Annotated in this window: 21 protein-coding genes and 1 riboswitch; of the genes, 10 read left to right on the top strand and 11 right to left on the bottom strand. The window is 68.7% G+C overall.

The window, feature by feature from the left end:
- A complete protein-coding gene (locus ACYQ5L_RS13700; protein WP_459957724.1) occupies positions 1-423 on the bottom strand; it encodes a winged helix-turn-helix transcriptional regulator in 423 nt (140 codons plus the stop codon).
- Positions 424-513: 90 nt separating this feature from the next.
- Between ACYQ5L_RS13700 and ACYQ5L_RS13695 the strand changes: the two genes are divergently transcribed.
- Positions 514-1,227 (top strand): SDR family oxidoreductase, encoded by a 714-nt coding sequence (locus ACYQ5L_RS13695; protein WP_459957723.1) that lies wholly within the window; start codon positions 514-516, stop codon positions 1,225-1,227.
- Between the two features lie 26 nt (positions 1,228-1,253).
- Here the strand turns inward: ACYQ5L_RS13695 and ACYQ5L_RS13690 are convergent, their stop codons facing one another.
- Positions 1,254-1,820: a class I SAM-dependent methyltransferase gene (locus ACYQ5L_RS13690; protein WP_459957722.1), complete on the bottom strand. Its 567-nt coding sequence runs from the start codon at positions 1,818-1,820 to the stop codon at positions 1,254-1,256.
- 56 nt (positions 1,821-1,876) lie between these two features.
- Here ACYQ5L_RS13690 and ACYQ5L_RS13685 point away from each other — a divergent pair, with 56 nt between their 5' ends.
- Together ACYQ5L_RS13685 and ACYQ5L_RS13680 are read left to right on the top strand one after the other, a co-directional pair.
- Positions 1,877-2,644: an AraC family ligand binding domain-containing protein gene (locus ACYQ5L_RS13685; protein WP_459957721.1), complete on the top strand. Its 768-nt coding sequence runs from the start codon at positions 1,877-1,879 to the stop codon at positions 2,642-2,644.
- Between the two features lie 50 nt (positions 2,645-2,694).
- Positions 2,695-2,994 (top strand): DUF1905 domain-containing protein, encoded by a 300-nt coding sequence (locus ACYQ5L_RS13680; RefSeq protein WP_459957720.1) that lies wholly within the window; start codon positions 2,695-2,697, stop codon positions 2,992-2,994.
- Positions 2,995-3,172: 178 nt separating this feature from the next.
- Here ACYQ5L_RS13680 and ACYQ5L_RS13675 read toward each other — a convergent pair whose 3' ends face one another.
- Entirely contained in the window at positions 3,173-4,888 is a 1,716-nt protein-coding gene (locus ACYQ5L_RS13675) for a DEAD/DEAH box helicase (RefSeq protein WP_459957719.1), read from the bottom strand.
- A 122-nt stretch (positions 4,889-5,010) separates the two neighbouring features.
- Between ACYQ5L_RS13675 and ACYQ5L_RS13670 the strand changes: the two genes are divergently transcribed.
- The gene (locus ACYQ5L_RS13670; RefSeq protein WP_459957718.1) at positions 5,011-6,081 is read left to right on the top strand and encodes a YihY/virulence factor BrkB family protein; all 1,071 of its coding nucleotides are present in this window, start codon (positions 5,011-5,013) and stop codon (positions 6,079-6,081) included.
- A 17-nt stretch (positions 6,082-6,098) separates the two neighbouring features.
- Here the strand turns inward: ACYQ5L_RS13670 and ACYQ5L_RS13665 are convergent, their stop codons facing one another.
- Positions 6,099-6,491 (bottom strand): glycine cleavage system protein H, encoded by a 393-nt coding sequence (locus tag ACYQ5L_RS13665; protein ID WP_459957717.1) that lies wholly within the window; start codon positions 6,489-6,491, stop codon positions 6,099-6,101.
- Positions 6,492-6,654: 163 nt separating this feature from the next.
- Positions 6,655-6,745: riboswitch (glycine riboswitch) on the bottom strand.
- Positions 6,746-6,930: 185 nt separating this feature from the next.
- On the opposite strand from ACYQ5L_RS13665, the gene ACYQ5L_RS13660 reads away from it, so the two are divergent.
- Both ACYQ5L_RS13660 and ACYQ5L_RS13655 read left to right on the top strand, forming a co-directional pair.
- Positions 6,931-7,923, top strand: coding sequence for a TIGR03557 family F420-dependent LLM class oxidoreductase (locus ACYQ5L_RS13660; protein ID WP_459957716.1), 993 nt, complete (start codon positions 6,931-6,933; stop codon positions 7,921-7,923).
- Entirely contained in the window at positions 7,923-8,543 is a 621-nt protein-coding gene (locus ACYQ5L_RS13655) for a UdgX family uracil-DNA binding protein (protein WP_459957715.1), read from the top strand. Before ACYQ5L_RS13660 ends, ACYQ5L_RS13655 begins: the two co-directional genes overlap by 1 nt.
- A 65-nt stretch (positions 8,544-8,608) precedes the next feature.
- Here the strand turns inward: ACYQ5L_RS13655 and ACYQ5L_RS13650 are convergent, their stop codons facing one another.
- Positions 8,609-9,163, bottom strand: a complete 555-nt coding sequence (locus ACYQ5L_RS13650) for a GNAT family N-acetyltransferase (protein ID WP_459957714.1) — start codon at positions 9,161-9,163, stop codon at positions 8,609-8,611.
- A gap of 117 nt (positions 9,164-9,280) precedes the next feature.
- Between ACYQ5L_RS13650 and ACYQ5L_RS13645 the strand changes: the two genes are divergently transcribed.
- Positions 9,281-10,006 carry a haloacid dehalogenase type II gene (locus ACYQ5L_RS13645; protein ID WP_459957713.1) on the top strand — a complete coding sequence of 242 codons (726 nt, stop codon included), beginning with the start codon at positions 9,281-9,283 and terminating at the stop codon, positions 10,004-10,006.
- 16 nt (positions 10,007-10,022) lie between these two features.
- Here ACYQ5L_RS13645 and ACYQ5L_RS13640 read toward each other — a convergent pair whose 3' ends face one another.
- From ACYQ5L_RS13640 to ACYQ5L_RS13630, 3 genes are read right to left on the bottom strand one after another with little or no spacing between them, the layout of a single operon-like run.
- The gene (locus ACYQ5L_RS13640) at positions 10,023-10,910 is read right to left on the bottom strand and encodes an LLM class flavin-dependent oxidoreductase (protein ID WP_459957712.1); all 888 of its coding nucleotides are present in this window, start codon (positions 10,908-10,910) and stop codon (positions 10,023-10,025) included.
- A 39-nt stretch (positions 10,911-10,949) separates the two neighbouring features.
- Positions 10,950-11,330 carry a hypothetical protein gene (locus ACYQ5L_RS13635; RefSeq protein WP_459957711.1) on the bottom strand — a complete coding sequence of 127 codons (381 nt, stop codon included), beginning with the start codon at positions 11,328-11,330 and terminating at the stop codon, positions 10,950-10,952.
- Positions 11,331-11,368: 38 nt separating this feature from the next.
- A complete protein-coding gene (locus ACYQ5L_RS13630) occupies positions 11,369-11,611 on the bottom strand; it encodes a DUF3039 domain-containing protein (RefSeq protein WP_459957710.1) in 243 nt (80 codons plus the stop codon).
- Between the two features lie 77 nt (positions 11,612-11,688).
- On the opposite strand from ACYQ5L_RS13630, the gene ACYQ5L_RS13625 reads away from it, so the two are divergent.
- Complete coding sequence (locus ACYQ5L_RS13625) at positions 11,689-12,126, top strand: DUF3099 domain-containing protein (protein ID WP_459957709.1); 438 nt, start codon at positions 11,689-11,691, stop codon at positions 12,124-12,126.
- Here the strand turns inward: ACYQ5L_RS13625 and ACYQ5L_RS13620 are convergent.
- A complete protein-coding gene (locus ACYQ5L_RS13620) occupies positions 12,097-13,440 on the bottom strand; it encodes an MFS transporter (protein ID WP_459957708.1) in 1,344 nt (447 codons plus the stop codon). The two genes, ACYQ5L_RS13625 and ACYQ5L_RS13620, sit on opposite strands and share 30 nt — an antisense overlap.
- Before the next feature lie 91 nt (positions 13,441-13,531).
- On the opposite strand from ACYQ5L_RS13620, the gene ACYQ5L_RS13615 reads away from it, so the two are divergent.
- Together ACYQ5L_RS13615 and ACYQ5L_RS13610 are read left to right on the top strand one after the other, a co-directional pair.
- Complete coding sequence (locus ACYQ5L_RS13615; RefSeq protein ID WP_459957707.1) at positions 13,532-14,539, top strand: GlxA family transcriptional regulator; 1,008 nt, start codon at positions 13,532-13,534, stop codon at positions 14,537-14,539.
- Positions 14,540-14,627: 88 nt separating this feature from the next.
- Positions 14,628-15,356 (top strand): VOC family protein, encoded by a 729-nt coding sequence (locus ACYQ5L_RS13610; RefSeq protein WP_459957706.1) that lies wholly within the window; start codon positions 14,628-14,630, stop codon positions 15,354-15,356.
- A 7-nt stretch (positions 15,357-15,363) separates the two neighbouring features.
- Here ACYQ5L_RS13610 and ACYQ5L_RS13605 read toward each other — a convergent pair whose 3' ends face one another.
- Complete coding sequence (locus ACYQ5L_RS13605) at positions 15,364-15,942, bottom strand: F0F1 ATP synthase subunit B family protein (protein WP_459957705.1); 579 nt, start codon at positions 15,940-15,942, stop codon at positions 15,364-15,366.
- Positions 15,939-16,448, bottom strand: coding sequence for a F0F1 ATP synthase subunit B (locus ACYQ5L_RS13600; RefSeq protein ID WP_459957704.1), 510 nt, complete (start codon positions 16,446-16,448; stop codon positions 15,939-15,941). Before ACYQ5L_RS13600 ends, ACYQ5L_RS13605 begins: the two co-directional genes overlap by 4 nt.
- Positions 16,449-16,450 lie beyond the last annotated feature (2 nt).

The raw sequence follows: 16,450 nt of genomic DNA, 5'->3' as shown, positions 1-16,450 counted from the left end.
CTAGCGCACCTGCCGCAGGCTGGTCGGCCGCACCGGCTCGCGGCAGTGCGCGCACACCGTCACCGGTTCGAGGACCGCGCCGCAATCGTGCTCGAAGACCAGCGGCGGCGCGCCCTCGGTGACGTAGCGATCCCCCCAGTTCATGAGGTTGAGCAGCACCCAGTGCAGCGCCTGCCCGGATTCACTGAGCACGTACTCGTAGCGCGGCGGGTGCTCCTGGTACAGCGTCCGCTCCAGCAGCCCGACCTCCTCGAGCTTGCGCAACCGCGTGGTGAGGATGTCGCGGCTCGCCCCGGTATTGCGGGCGATCTGGTCGAACCTATTGACCCCCAGCATGATCTCGCGCACCGCGAGCAGGCTCCAGCGCTCGCCGACGACCTCGAGCGCATTGGCGATCGAGCACGCGCGGGCTTCCGATGGCACCGCCACCTCCTCGTTTCCAGTAAGTCTGGATTTCCAACTTACCTCATGCCATAGTGGGTTGGAATTTCCAACTCACAAGGAGTGCATGTCATGAGCGAACCCGGCGTCAAGATCGACGGCAGCACCGCCTTCGTCACGGGCGCGAACCGCGGTCTCGGGCGGGCCATCGCGCGCGCCCTGGCGGAGCGCGGCGCGGCGACCGTGTATGCGGGAGTGCGCGATCGCAGCACCGTCACCGATCCGGATCTGATTGCGGTGCAGCTGGATACGACCGATCCGGCGGCGGTGGCGGCCGCGGCCGCACGCTGCGGCGACACCACGCTGCTCATCAACAATGCGGGCATCAGCCGGCCGGGCGGCATCACCGCCGCGACCACCTTCGATACCGCGCGCGAGGAAATGGAAACCAACTACTTCGGCACCCTGCGCATGAGCCAGGCGTTCGCGCCCATTCTCGCCGCGAACGGCGGCGGTGCGCTGGTGAACGTGCTCTCGGTGCTGGCGTGGGCCAGTCTGCCGGCGGTTCCGGCCTACTGTGCATCCAAGTCCGCCGCCTGGTCCCTCACCAACGGCCTGCGCATGGCCTTGCGGGAACAGGGCACGCTGGTGGTCGGCGTGCACGCCTCCTTCATCGACACCGATATGGCGGCCCGGGTCGACTTCCCCAAGAGTTCCCCCGCCGAGGTCGCGGCGGCCATACTCGACGCCGTCGAGTCCGGCGCTGCCGAAGTGTTCGCCGACGATCTCACGCGCCGCGCGCGATCCGCCCTCTCCTCCAACACCCTCGGGGTGCCCGTGCTCTGAGAGGCGGAGTGCCGCGCCGGGCTTCGTTACGGCCGTCGGGCGCGGAAGCGGAACATGGTGGCGGCGGTTTCGATGTCGATATCGGTGAAGCCGATGCGCGCGAGCCGCTCGGACAGCGTCGCGGGTGGCACCGGAACACAGGTGTCGCCCAGGTGGATGAGCCGGAAGAACGGATTGTCGAGGCCGTCGCTGCCCGCGAAAACGCCCTCGGGCCGCAATACCCGGAACGCCTCGGCGAACAAATCATCCTGCTGCGCCGGCGAAGGCACATGATGCAGCATGGTGAAGCAGACCACCGAGCTGAATTCCTTGTCCGGCAAGGGCATTGCGGTGCCATCGCCCTCTATGACCCGCAACCGGCCGCCCTGCTCGCGACGCAGTCTCGCGGCGAGCGCGGAATCGATCTCGAGGCCGGTGAGCGTGGCCGCCCGCTCGTGCAGGGTGCGGACATTCGCGCCGTAACCGGGCCCGACCTCGAGCGCACTGTCACCGAGCTCGACATTGCGCAGCGCCCACGGCACGATCCGGGTGGCGCTCTTGCGCTCCCAGAGCGAGGAGCGGCACAACAACTGATGAAAAACGTTCATCCCCATGCCGTATGACGCTAGGCATCCACCGCCTCGACCACGACAGACTACGCTGACAAGTCATGTCGCCAAACGGCCAAACCATGGTGTTCCCGGTCCCCGCGGGCCCCACCGCCATGGTGTTCGGCGCGGGCACCCTCCCCGCCGGCCACTGGTTCGATGAGCACGAGCATCCGCAGCATCAAATCGCCTGGGCCGCACAGGGTGTGATCACCGTCGAGGTCGGCGACGGCCGCTGGGTGCTGCCACCGACCCGGGCCCTCTGGATCCCCGGCGAAATTCGCCACCGCACCGGCACCTACGAAGGCGCGATCATGCGCGGCATCTATCTGGATCCGGCGCGCACCCCGCTCACCTTCGAGCAGCCGACCATGCTCCGGGTGAGCCGCCTGCTGCACGATTTGTTCGACCATCTGACCGCCGACACCACGACCCCGGCCCAGCGTGAGCGCGCCGAAGCCGTCGTCTTCGACCTCATCACCCCGGTCGAGGTCGTCCCGCTCGGCGCACGGCTCCCCGAAGACCCGCGCGCCCGCCGGGTCGCCCGGATTCTGCTCGCCGGTCCCGCCGACCCCCGCACCCTCACCGAGCTCGCCGCTGCGGTGGCCACCAGCCCCCGCACCCTGGCCCGCGTCTTCCTGACCGAGACCGGAATCACCTTCGGCCACTGGCGAACCCAGATCCGGCTGGCGGCCTCCCTGCCGCTGCTGGCCGCCGGCCTGCCCCTGGCCCGGATCGCCGAACGAGTCGGCTATGCCACGCCCAGCGCCTACGTGGCCGCCTTCCACCGCGAGGTGGGCATCTCCCCCGGCCGCTACTTCACCCGCTGACCCGCCCGACAGCGGCGAAACCTGTCACACCGCTGAGCTACCGTCGCCCTATGGCTCCATCGGACTACGCGTTCACCGCCACCCTCTGGGAGTGGGAAGGCCCCGCGGCGTGGCATTTCGTCAGCCTGCCCGAGCCGATGGCCGATGAGATCGAGGAGCTACACGCCCACCGCGCGGCCGGTTTCGGCTCGATCCGGGTGAAGGTCACCGTGGGCGGCAGCCGCTGGTCGACCTCGCTGTTCCCCGATACCAAACGCGGCACCTACATCCTGCCGATGAAGAAGCCGGTGCGGGTCGCCGAGGACCTACAGGCAGGTGACACGGTGCACGTCGAGTTGGAGATCGCCTGACATCCACCCGGGCCGTGCCCTCGCACGAATTCGAACGCCCCGTCTGCAGAACGCCTCGCGAAGAGACCCCTGTCATTCGGCGTGCTCTTGGCCGGAATCCACGAAAACCGTTGATGCACAGATGGTGCGGATCCCGGCCGAGAGCGCGCCGGGCCGAGAGGCAGACGATCGCGGGGTTCTAGAGGCGGCGGAGCGCGGCAATGCGCTCGGTGAGCTGATCGGCGGTGGCCAAAGCGGTCGGCGGCCCGCCGCATTCGCGGCGCAGCTCGCCGTGGATGACGCCGTGCGGTTTGCCGGTGCGGTGGTGGTGCATGGCCACCAGGGAGTTGAGTTCGCGGCGTAGCTCGGAGAGGCGGTCGGCGGTGGCGGCGCGCTCGGCCGCGGCGGCCACGCTGGGGCCGTCGGGTCTGGGGGCCTCGGCCAGGGCCGTGCGCTCCTGGAGCTGACGGGTTTGGCGGTCGCGCAGCAGGGCGCGCATCTGGTCGGCGTCGAGCAGACCCGGAATGCCCAGGTAGTCGGCTTCCTCATCGCTGCCGGAGAAGGTGGCGGTGCCGAAGGAGTCGCCGTCGTAGATGACCTGGTCCAGTTCGGCGTCGGCGGCCAGGGCGATGAACTTCTTCTCCTCCTCGCCGGGCTCGTCCTTCTGGCGGTTGGCGTCGATGAGCAGTTCGTCGTCGAGATCGCTCTTCTCGCGATGCGGCTTGCCGATGACGTGATCGCGCTGGAGTTCGAGCTGGGCGGCCAGGTCGAGCAGCACCGGGACCGAGGGCAGGAAGACGCTGGCGGTCTCGCCGCTCTTGCGGGCGCGCACGAAGCGGCCGATGGCCTGGGCGAAGTAGAGCGGGGTGGAGGCGCTGGTGGCGTAGACGCCGACGGCCAGGCGGGGGACGTCGACGCCTTCGGACACCATGCGGACCGCGACCATCCACGGATCGGTGTTGTTGGAGAACTCGCCGATGCGGTCGGAGGAGTCGGGATCGTCGGAGAGGATGACGGCCGGTTTGGTTCCCGAAATGTGTTCCAGCAGTTCGGCGTAGTCGCGGGCCTTCTCCTGATCGGTGGCGATGACCAGGCCGCCGGCGTCGGGCATGCCGGTGGCGCGCAGCTGGCGCAAGCGGGTGTCGGCGGCCTGCAGGACCTTCGACATCCAGTCGCCCGCCGGATCGAGGGCGGTGCGCCAGGCGCGCGCGGTCTGCTCGGCATTGAGGGGTTCGCCGAGGCGGGCGGAGTACTCCTCGCCCGCGCTGTCTCTCCAGTGCGCTTCACCGGAGTAGGCGAGGAAGACCACGGGACGCACGACGCCGTCGGCGAGGGCCTCGGCGTAGCCGTAGGTGTGGTCGGCGCGGGACTTCTCGAACCCGGATTCGTCGACCTCGTAGGTGATGAACGGGATCTTGGAATCGTCGCTGCGGAACGGCGTACCGGTCAGGTGCAGCCGCCGGGTCGCGTCGCCGAAAGCCTCCTCGACCGCCTCACCCCAGCTCTTGGCGTCGCCGGCGTGATGGATCTCGTCCATGATGACCAGCGTGCGCCGGTTCTCGGTGCGCACCCGGTGCTTGAACGGGTGCGAGGCGATCTGGGCATACGTCACCACCACCCCGTGGTAGTCCGACGAGGTCGACCCGGTGGAGTTGGAGAAGTTGGAGTCGAGCTGGATGCCGATCCGCTGCGCCGAAGCCGCCCACTGATGCTTGAGATGCTCGGTCGGCGCGACCACGGTCACCTGGTCGACGGTGCGGTCGGTGAGCAGTTCGGCGGCCACCCGCAGCGCGAAAGTCGTCTTACCGGCACCCGGAGTCGCGACAGCGAGGAAGTCGCGTGGCTTGGTTGTCAGATACTTGGTGAGAGCCCTGCGCTGCCAAGCACGTAATGAACCGCCACCACCCGAAGTCACTCGGTAGAGATTAGCGATTCCCACCGACAGTCCACCAATCCGACACAGTCCCTTCGAGTGCCGCACGACACATCGCGGGTCCTGTCCCATTCGAACCGCTGGTAGGCGATGCTGTAGCCACCATGAACGCGCACGATGATCCCGGGCAACACGCCGACGCCCCCGCGCCGGGCGGGCCGAGCGTGCGCGCCGCCACACGCCTGGGCCGGGTCCGGCAACTCGTCGTCCACGTGGCCGTGAAGGCCTGGGACGACTCCATCTTCGCCAAATCCGCCGCCGCGGCGTTCTGGCAGACCCTGTCGCTGGCGCCGCTGCTGCTCGGCCTGCTCGGCAGTCTCGGCTATGTCGGGCACTGGTTCGGCCCGGACACCGTCGACATCGTGAACTCCAAGATCATCAGCTTCAGCCGGAAGCTGTTCAGTCCCAGTGTGGTCGACGATCTGGTCGCCCCCACCGTCTCCGACGTCCTGCAGCGCGGCCACGGCGGCGTGGTCTCCATCGGCTTCGTGCTCTCGCTGTGGGCGGGCTCCTCGGCCATGGCCACCTTCGTGGACGCCATCACCGCCGCGCACGGCCAGTCCGACGCTCGTCACCCGGTCTGGCAGCGCATCTTCGCCCTGCTGCTGTACGTGGGCTTCCTGATCGCCTCGGTGCTGATTCTGCCGCTGGTGGCGCTGGGCCCGTCGATGATCGGCCGGGTGCTGCCCTCGGGCTGGAAGGAACCCGGCCTACGCCTCATCGACGGCTTCTACTATCCGGGCGTCGGTTTCCTGCTGATCATCGCCCTGACCACGCTCTACAAGCTGGCCCTGCACCGCACCCTGCCCTGGCACCGGCTCTTCGGCGGCGCACTGGTGGCCGGCGTGTTCTTCATGGCCGCCAGCGAGGGCCTGCGCCGCTACCTGTCCTGGATCACCAGGACCGGCATCAGCTACGGCGCCCTCGCGACCCCGATCGCCTTCCTGCTGTTCACCTTCTTCCTCGGCTTCGCCGTCATTCTCGGCGCCGAGTTCAATGCCAGCGTGCAGGAATTCTGGCCCGCTCGCTCGGCCCATCTGCTGCCGATCCGGGCCTGGATCACCCGCCTGCTGCACCGCAGGGCGACCACGCCGAAGGATCCGGACGACACGCCCACTCCCCCGGCGGTCGAGCCGGTCGCCAAGAAACCTCGCTCCCTGCCGATCGTCCCGTAGGCCCGGCGGCGAACGGCCTACTGGCTCGTCTTCTCCGCGTACTGGGCGGCGGTGAGCAGTTCGCTGGTGGCGGTGGGGAGGACGGCGAACAGCCAGCCCGCGCCGTAGGGGTCGGAGCCGACCAGGCTCGGGTCGTCCAGGGCCGCGGTGTTGATCAGGGTGACCCGGCCGCTGGCCGGGGAGTAGATCTCGGAGACCGCTTTGGTGGATTCGACTTCACCGCAGGGCGAGCCCGCCGCCACGGTGGAGCCGACCGCGGGCAGATCGAGGTGGACGAGATCGCCGAGGGCCTCCACGGCGACGGTGGTGATGCCGACGCGCACCGGCGCGTCCGGCATGGGCGCGCCCGGTGCGAGCATGACCCATTCGTGCTCGGCGGTGTAGCTGCGGTCGACGGGGAAGGCGTTCATCGAGGACTCCGGAATCGCTGGGCCGGCATCGGCCGGACGGGACGGTGGTCCTCCCCGCTCTGTCCTGAAACCTGAGAGTCTTCAGCCGCGACGCGAAGTACGCGGCGGCACTACACCTTCGGTATGGCGCACCGGCCGGGCCGGGTCCATTCTCCAGAGTTGCCTGGGCGCGGCGGTACTGGTGCCTGAGAGATTCCCGGGGAGGAATTTGCTCCTTCGGCGCCTCCTCGGGGAGGCTCTCCCGCCGCGCGTCATCGGCGTATTCGGTTGTGCTGCCGTGACACTACCGCGTCCGGTCGGATCGCCGAAAGCAAATCGGACCGCGCCGGTGATCGCGGGGCGTCCCCGCCGTGGCGATCCGGCCGGCGGCGTGTATTCGGCCCGGAACCGGGCACACCGAAACCGCAGCCCCTGTCCCACCGAGCGGCGAGGAGTGCCCGTGACCCGATTCGGATACACGCTGATGACCGAGCAGAGCGGTCCGCGCGAGCTGGTCCGCTACGCGGTCGACGCCGAAGCGGCCGGATTCGACTTCCTGGTCTGTAGTGACCACTACGCCCCCTGGCTCGAGGAGCAGGGGCACGCGCCGCACGCGTGGACCACGCTGGGGGCCGTCGCCCAGGCGACCCGGCGCATCCCGCTCATGACCTACGTGACGTGCCCGACCATGCGGTATCACCCCGCGGTCGTCGCGCAGCAGGCCGCGACCCTGCAGATCCTGGCCGAAGGACGGTTCACGCTCGGGCTCGGCAGCGGCGAGAGTCTCAACGAGCACGTGGTGGGGGCGGGCTGGCCGGGGCTGGAGGAGCGGCAGGATCGCCTCGTGGAGGCCATCGGCATTATTCGCGACCTGTTCTCCGGCGAGGCGATCGACCGGCACGGCCACTGGTATCGGGTCGACGCCGCCAAGCTCTGGGATGTGCCGCGGCAGCCGGTGCCGATCGCGGTCGCGGTCTCCGGGGCCCGATCGGTGCGGCGGTTCGCGCCGCTGGCCGATGAGATGGTCGGCACCGAGCCCGAGGCCGAACTGGTCCGGGCCTGGCAGCGGGTGCGCGCGGACGAGTCCGGCGGGACGACGTCGCGCGTGACGGGACAGCTGCTGATCTGCTGGGATACCGACCGCGACAAGGCCATCGAGCGGGCCCACGAGCAGTTCCGATGGTCGGCGGGCGGCTGGGACGTGAACGCGAACCTGCCGACGCCGGCGGGTTTCGCGGCCGCGACGCGATTCGTGCGCCCGCAGGACGTGGCCGAGACCATCCCGTGCGGGCCCGATCTCGACGCCATCGTGGCAGCGGTGCGGCCCTATCGGGACGCGGGCTACACCGATATCGCCGTCGTGCAGGTCGGCGACGATCAGCAGGACCGGTTCCTCGCCGAGGCCGCCGCCCCGCTGCTCGCGAAACTCCGTGCCGCTCTGGGTGATTCCTGATGGCCGAGGCAGGCGCGGCGCAATACGTTCCCCCCGACGCGGATCTGGGCGAGCTGCGGGAGGCCTCCCGCGACTGCCACGGGTGCGATCTGTATCGCCATGCGACACAGACGATCTTCGGCGAGGGACCCGCGAGCGCCGAGATCGTCATGGTCGGTGAGCAACCCGGCGACCGGGAGGACCGCGAGGGGCATCCCTTCGTCGGACCCGCCGGCGGACTGCTGGATCGTGCGCTGGCCGAGGCCGGAATCGACCGTGAGCGTGTGTATCTGACGAATACGGTCAAACACTTCAAATTCGAGGAGCGCGGAAAGCGGCGCATTCACAAGCAGCCGGGCCGCACCGAGATCGTGGCCTGCGCACCGTGGTTCGAGGCCGAACTGCGGGCCGTGCGGCCGCGGCTGGTGGTGTGCCTGGGCAGCGTCGCGGCGAAAGCCATCCTCGGATCGTCCTTCCGGGTCACCGCCCACCGCGGGCAACTCGTCGAGGCGCCCGATCCGCCCGGGCACGCCGTGATCGCGACCGTGCATCCGGCGTCGGTGCTGCGCGCCACCGACCGCTCCGCCGCCTACGCCGAGTTCGTCGCCGATCTGAAGAAGGTTCGCGCGGCACTCGCCTGAGGCGGGACGGGTTTGCTGTCCGTGATCAGATGGCAGCCACGGCGTGGCCACCCTGCTCCGCGCCGCTACCTCCGATCGCCGACCGCGGAAAACAGTGGCCGGTGCATGAATCGCGCCTGCGATTCGAGCCCGGAGTGACTGGTCTCGGAATTGTCGAACAGTGGGATGTCGACGAATCCCATGGACAGATACAGCGATTGGGCCTCGGTCATGAAGGTCGCGGTCTCCAGGCGCGCGGTCTCGAACCCGAGCGCGGCCGCATCGCGCACGAGCCGGTCGAGCAGGGCACGGGCGATACCGGCGCCCCGCGCCGCCGGGCGCACATACATCCGCTTGATCTCCGCGACGGCCGCATCGATCGGTTCCAGCGCGCCCACCCCGACCGGCTCGTTTCCCGCGAAGGCGACCAACAGCCGCCCCCGCGGGCCCAGCAGCTCCGGGAGCTTGTCCCGGAACAGAACACGATGGCGTGCGACCACAGCCGCACGGTCCTCGAACACCGCGCCGCGCTCGGCCAGTTCGTTCACGCACCACCACACGTATTCGTCCACCAACGGCGCGATCACCGCATAGGCGTCCGCGGCCGGTTCGGACAGCGCCACTATCACCGCTTCGCTCATTCCCGCCCCTCTCGTCGCACCGTCCACTCCTTGTCGACGGTGTCCTGAGAGGGATATAACGGGTTGGCGGGCAAGAGCGTTCGATGCATGCGGAAACCGTCCGAATGGAGTCGGCATATGCCAGGTTTCGATCCGACCGGAATTCGTGTCGTGCTGTGCGACATCTTCGGCACCACGGTGGACTGGTACACCGGTGTCAGCACGCAAACCGCCGAGATCGCGCGGGAGGCCGGTGTGTCGCTGGACGGCGGCGCGTTCGCCTCGGACTGGCGCGATCGCTATCTGCCCTCCATGCGGCGAGTCGATACCGGCGAACGGGCGTGGGCGTATCTCGATGCCCTGCACCGCGAGTCGCTCGACGATCTGATCGAAACCCGGGGCTGGGCGCAGGAATTCGACGAGGAAGCCCGCCGCCGCATGGTCCGCGCGTGGCATCGGCTGCCCGCCTGGAAGGATGCCGCCGAGGGATTGCAGCGACTCCGCGGGAAGTACACGGTGGCGGCGCTGTCGAACGGCGGCTTCGCTCTGCTGACCGCCTTGATCAAGGCCGAATCGCTGCCCTTCGACTGCATCCTGTCCGCGGAACTGGCGCGCGCCTACAAACCCGCCGCGGCCGCCTACCTGAGGGCGACCGAGTTGCTCGACGTGGAGGCGACGGAAGCGCTGATGGTGGCCTGCCACGGCTGGGATATCGACGGCGCCCGCACAGCGGGTCTGCGCACCGCCTTCCTGGAGCGGCCCCTGGAGAAGGGGCCGCACACACCCGCCGACCGCAGCGCCGAGGTGACCAGCGACCTGTCCGTCACCAGCTTCACCGAACTGGCCGACGCACTCGGCTGCTGACCACGGCGCCGACCGGTCAGTCGAGCAGGGCGCGCGTCGCCGGAACGACGTCACCGATCCAGCGGCGGAGCTGGGTGTCGTCGGCGGACTCCGGCCAGTACACGAAGGTGTCGAAACCGGTCTCCGTGGCGAAGTCGGCCAGAATGCGGACCCACCCCGCGGCATCGGTGCGAATCGGCTCCTCGCCACGCAGCGTGACCGTCCCCGGCGTCTCGGTGATCGTCCCGACGAGCTGTGCCATCCGCATGATATCGCCCGGCTTGCGCCCGGCGTCGATCGCGGCAGCGGAGATGATGTCCTGTGTCGCTTGCCATTTCTCGTACGGCAGGTAGTGCGGAATGGGCGCGGCCCACCCGTCGGCGATGCGCCCGGTGAGCGCATTCGCCTTCGGACCGACGCTCCCGAACCAGATCCCCACCGGATGCGCGGGCGCCGGCCCGGACTGCACACCCTTCACGGTGTAGTGCGTCCCTACGACTTTCGCCTTCGTCCCCGGATGCCACATGGCCCGGATGATCGCGGTCGCCTCCTCCAGCGCCTGCAGCGCTTCGGGATTCGACCGCACCGGCCCGCCCATGGCGCCGATAGCGGGCCAGAAAGCCCCCGCCCCCACAGCGAGCTCGAACCGCCCGCCACTGAGCAGATCCAAGGTCGCAGCCTGCTTCCCGAGCATGGCGGGCCCCCGCAACGGCAGGCTCGCCACATCCGGAAACACCCGCAGCCGTTCGGTTTCCGTCAACACCGTGGCAATCACCGCAAAGGTGTCGGCCAGCCCACCCGAGTACGGATGATCCTGAATCCCGAGCAGATCCAAGCCCTCCCGGTCCGCCACCTTCGCCATCGCACGCAACTGCGGCAACTCGGACACCGTCGGCGCCAACTGAATACCGAATCGTAGGTTCACACCGCGATCATGCCAGCCGCATCGACCCCGCGCCCTCCCTCACCGGCGAACCAGCGGAACCCGCAGCCGGCGACGGCGGGCCGGGAGCGGCCGGCCGGGCGAGACCCGCGAGCGGCCGTAGCGCAGCAACTCCATCACCAGGTCCTCCGCCGCGCGGAATCGCGTGAGGTCGACCCGCAGCCGCCACGCGAGGTCCGGATCGCCGGGTTCGAGCACGGTGACGCGTACCGGCATGACATAGGCGGCGACGCCCGCGTCGACGAGGGCGAAAAGCACTCGGTACACCTGCGATTCGGGCAGGTCCGCGAGGACGCCCCAGGTGCGGGCATGCAGGCCATTGGTCAATCCGCGGGCGGGAACCCAGTGTGTGACGGCACGTGCGTCCGCCCAGGGATCGGGGACTTCACGTGCCGCGGTCATCGCGCCCAACCATTCGACGAGATATCGATCGGGACCGGTCAGTCCTTCTTCATCATCTCGTAGATGCGCTTGCATTCCGGGCAGACCGGGGAGCCGGGCTTGGGGGATTTGGTCACCGGGAAGACTTCGCCGCAGAGGGCTACGACGTGGGTGCCCATGACGGCGCTCTCGGCGATTTTGTTCTTCTTCACGTAGTGGAAGAACTTGGGGCTGTCGTTGTCGGTCGACTCGTCGGTGGTCGTATCCGGGCGTACCAGGGTGTCTGCGCTCACCTGATCCATGATGCCAGGATGCCCCTCGCGGGAGCACGCAACCACCGTCATGTGACTTCGACAGGCTGTAGTGGAAGACTCGGGGTATGCAGCGCGACGGCGATTCCGAGGCCGAGGTCGGTGGCGGTGATCGCCCCGAAGTCGAATTTCACCCAGCCGGTTCGATACCGAACCCGCCGCGCAGGTCAGAGGGGTATTTTCCGGGGGAGAAGGAACATCCGGCGCTGATCACCGAGGCGGCGCCCTCGCTGGAGCAGCAGCATCGCGATCGGGTGCGGCGGTACACGATTCTCATGGCGTTCCGGATTCCGTGCCTGGTGCTGGCGGCGGTGGCCTACAGCGTGTGGGAGAACTGGGTGATCTCGCTGCTGATCATCGGCATCTCGGTGCCGCTGCCGTGGATCGCGGTGCTGATCGCCAATGACCGGCCGCCCCGCAGCAAGGACGAACCCAGCCGCTGGGACGGCCGGCGCGAGGACCAGGCCGCTATCGAATCACGACCGCATCGCGCCATCGACGGCTGACGGGGCCGCGGCGGGCAGCCGGCGGATGGCGATCGACATGAGCGCCGCCACCCCGCACAATCCGCCCGCGATGTAGAAGGCCAGGCTGTAGCTGCCCTGCAGGTCGCGGATCACGCCCGCGCCCGCCGCGGCAATGGCCGCGCCGATCTGATGCGAGGCGAACACCCAGCCGAAGGCCACCGGGCCGTCCTCGCCGAAATGCTCCCGGCACAGCGCGACCGTCGGCGGCACGGTGGCGATCCAGTCCAGGCCGTAGAAGATGATGAACGCCCACATGCTCGGCTCCACATCGGGCCCGAACAGGGCGGGCAGGGCCAGGAGCGACAGCCCGCGCAGCGCGTAGTAGCCCAGCAGCAGATACCGGGAGTCGACCCGGTCGGTGAGCCAGCCCGAGGCGATGGTGCCGGCCACATCGAAGACGCCGACGAGGGCGAGCAGTCCGGCCGCGGTGGTGGCCGGCATGCCGTGATCGTGGGCGGCGCTCACGAAATGGGTGCCGATGAGGCCGTTGGTGGACATGCCGCAGATTGCGAAACCGCCTGCCAGCAGCCAGAACACCGGTTTGCGCGCCACCGTGAACAGCACCGTCAGCGCACGCGACGCACCGCCCGTGACGGTCACCCGCACCCCGACCCGGCTGCCCGGTTCCGCGCCGTAGGCGGTCTCGCCGATATCGCTCGGGTAGTCGCGGATGAAGAACCACACCAGCGGCACCACCGCCAGCGAGATGCCCGCCACCAGCAAGGACGGCAACTGCCAGCCGTGATCGTGCGCGAGCGCCGCGATCAACGGCAGGAAGATCAGCTGGCCGGTCGCGCCTGCCGCGGTGAGCACACCGGTGACCAGGCCGCGCTGCGCGACGAACCACCGCCCGGAAATGGTTGCCACGAACGGCATGGACATGGATCCCACGCCGACGCCGACCAGTACGCCCCACAGCATCACCAGCTGCCAGGCCTGGGTCATGAACACCGTCAGCCCGCTGCCCGCGGCGACCAGCACCAGCGCGCCGGCCACCACCCGGCGAATGCCGAAGCGATCCATGAGCGCCGCCGCGAACGGCGAGATCAGGCCGTAGAGCAGCACATTCACCGACACCGCCGCACCGATGGTGCCGTGCGACCAGCCGAATTCCTCGTGCAGCGGATCCATCAGGACGCTGGGCACCGAGCGGAAGGCGGCCGCGCCGATGAGCGTCACGAAGCCGACCGCCGCCACGATCCAGGCCGGATGCAGTCGCCGCCGGCTGCCGGCGGGCAATCGCGTTGCGCCACCCCGTGATTGCGTGGCGGGATCGTTCCGAAGTTCAGTCACCGCACGAGCGTCCCGGAAATCACGGTCGCGAACGAGTGGCCTGAATGCCACAATGCGTAAAGATCGCGCCAACCCGTGCAAGGAGCAAGCCGTGCCGAAACCCCATCTGGTGGCCGTTCTCGCGTTGGAACCGACCGTTGGATTCGATATGACGATCCCGACGACGGTGCTCGGCTCGGCCCGCGACGAAGCCGGGAATCCGCTCTACGACGTGCACGTCTGCGGGGTGAACACCGACAGGATCGCCTCCACCACCGGCTATTTCATCGTTCCCGAATTCGGCCCGGAACTGCTGGCGCGCGCCGACACCGTGATCGTGCCCGGCACCCGTATCCACGGGCCGCGCGTCGAGGGTGCGCTGTCCTCGGAGCTGGCCGTGGCGCTGGGCACCATCCGCCCACAGGCCCGCATCGTCTCCATCTGCACCGGGGCCTTCGTGCTCGGCGCGGCCGGGCTGCTCGATGATCGGCGCGCGACCACGCACTGGCGCTTCGCCGAGATGTTCCGCTCGATGTATCCGCGGGTGCGCCTCGATGAGAACCTGTTGTTCGTTCAGGACGGAAACGTCTGGAGCTCGGCGGGTCTGGCCGCCGGGATCGATCTGTGCCTGCATCTGATCCGCACCGATCACGGCGCGGCGGTGGCCAATGACGTGGCCCGCTACTGCGTGGTGCCGCCGTGGCGGGAGGGTGGGCAGTCACAGTACATCGAACGGCACATCCCCGAGGCCGACGGCGGCGGCACCGCGGCCACCCGGCTGTGGGCGCTGCGGCACCTCGACCGCGATCTGGACCTGAATACCCTTGCCGCGCACGCCTGTATGAGCGTGCGCAGCTTCACCCGGCATTTCAAGGCCGAGACCGGCATGGCTCCGGGCGCCTGGGTGCTGCAACAGCGGCTGCGGCATGCCCGGCACCTGCTGGAGACCACGGCGCTGCCGGTGGACGAGGTGGCGCGTGCGGCCGGGTTGGGCACCGCCGCCTCGCTGCGCCACCACATGCGCGGCGAGCTGGGCGTGTCACCGCTGGCCTACCGCAAGACGTTTCGCTCCGGCCCGGCCCGGGCAATCGCGAACACGGAGCTCGCGCTGCGGGACTAGCGTCGGCAGTGCGGACCACGAGTAAGAAGATGTGCGGGCCACGAGTAATAAGCCACGAGTAATAAGACAACGAGTGATGGGAGGCAGCATGACGATTCGCTGGATCTGGGCGTTCCTCGACCGTCCGGCAGCGCAATTCGACGAATGCGCGGAGTTCTGGTCCGCGGTCACCGGCTCGACGGTGTCGCCGCGGCGCGGAGCGAACTCCGAATTCGTCACGCTGCTACCGGAATCCGGTGCGCCGACGGTGAAGATGCAAGCCATCGAGGGCGGGCCGCGCGTGCACCTCGACCTCGATGTGGACGATATTCCGGCCGAGACCGAGCGGGCCGTCGGCCTGGGCGCGACGCTCGTGCTCGAGCATCCGGACTATGTGGTGCTGAAATCCCCGCACGGCCTGACCTTCTGCCTCACACCGGCCGATCGGGGCGGCGGGGAGCTCACGCCGACGGTGACCGGGCCGGAGGGTGATCGCAGTCGGCTCGATCAGGTGTGCCTGGATATCGGGGCCGCCGACTTCGACGACGAGGTGCGGTTCTGGCAGGAGCTGACCGGCTGGAACTTCGTCCCGACCACGGAGGACGAATTCATGCGGCTGCGACCGGATCCGGTGCTGCCCATGGGCATGCTGTTGCAGCGGCTCGGCGAGGACCGGCCGACCTCGGCCCATGTGGACTTGGCCAGCACCGATATTCACGCCACCGCCGCCTGGCACGAAAAGCTGGGCGCCCGCCGGCTGTCGGCGGGCGTCAGTTGGCTGGTGCTGGCGGATCCGGCCGGTCAGCCCTATTGCGTGACCGGCCGGAAGCCTGCCTGAAATTCGTTCAGTTCCAACCGGTCCGCGGCTCCGGCCGCGCGGCCGGTGCGGAATTGGCAAGGGCTTCGAGGTCTTCGAGGAACTTCTCGACGCTCTCGGCCCGGGCCTGCGGGGTGCTGACGTGCTCGCGCATCTTCTCCTCGGTGAGGGCGAGCATGGCGGCCGACAGATCGGCCTCCAGATCGCGGATGAGCTGGCGGCGGAACTGCAGGATCTGCTCGCGACCCTGTTTGCGGACGCGCTCCACCTCCTCGGCGGCGGCCTCGCGCATCTGCGCGATGATGCGGTCGGCGTCGACGCGGGCCTCCTCGCGCATGCGCTCGAGTTCGGCCTGCGCCTCCTTGACCGAGGAGTCGTAGGCCTGCTTCGCGGCGAGCAGCCGGTCCGCCGCCCGCTCACTGTCGTCCAGCTGTTTCTGGACCTGCTCCTGGGCCTTGGTCATGATCCTCTTCACCGGCGGGACAATGTATTTCCAGAAGAACCACACGATGACGCCGAAGCCGAACAGCTGGCTGAAGAAGATGGGCCAATCCCAGGTGATGTTGTAGATGCCTTCGGCGGCGAGCAGGTCGTACGCGTCGATCACGACCCCTGTCCTCTCTGATGGCCGGCACTGGTTCGGGTACGACCGTTCATGTTCATGCCGAGCATGCGATCGGCCAGATCGTGAGCGAGCGGTTCAACGGATTCTCGAAGTTCGGCGGCGACCTGATCGGCCTCGGCGCGCAATTGCGCCGTGGTCTCCTCGACGATGTGATCGGCTTCCTGCTGGGCTTCGCCGCGCAGTTCCTCGAGGATCGCCCTGCCTTCGGCCCGCGCCTGATTGCGGATCTCGGCCGCTTCCGCGCGGGCCTTCTCCAGCGCCGTGTTGTAGCGGGCCTCGGCCTCGGCGAAGACGTCGGCGGCCTCCTTGGCGGTCACCGCCGTCTCGCTGATGCGCGCCTCCCGCTCCTCCAGGACTTTCCGGATCGGCGGGACCACGAAGAACCAGATGACTCCGAGCACGATCAGGAAGATCGCGAGCTCGACGAAGAAGGTGCCGTTGGGAATCAGGAAATTCTGCTGGGCCACCACATCTGTTCGCGGAGACATGA

The organism is Nocardia sp. IFM 10818, assembly GCF_054655275.1.
This window is presented reverse-complemented; position numbering and strand designations above follow the sequence as displayed.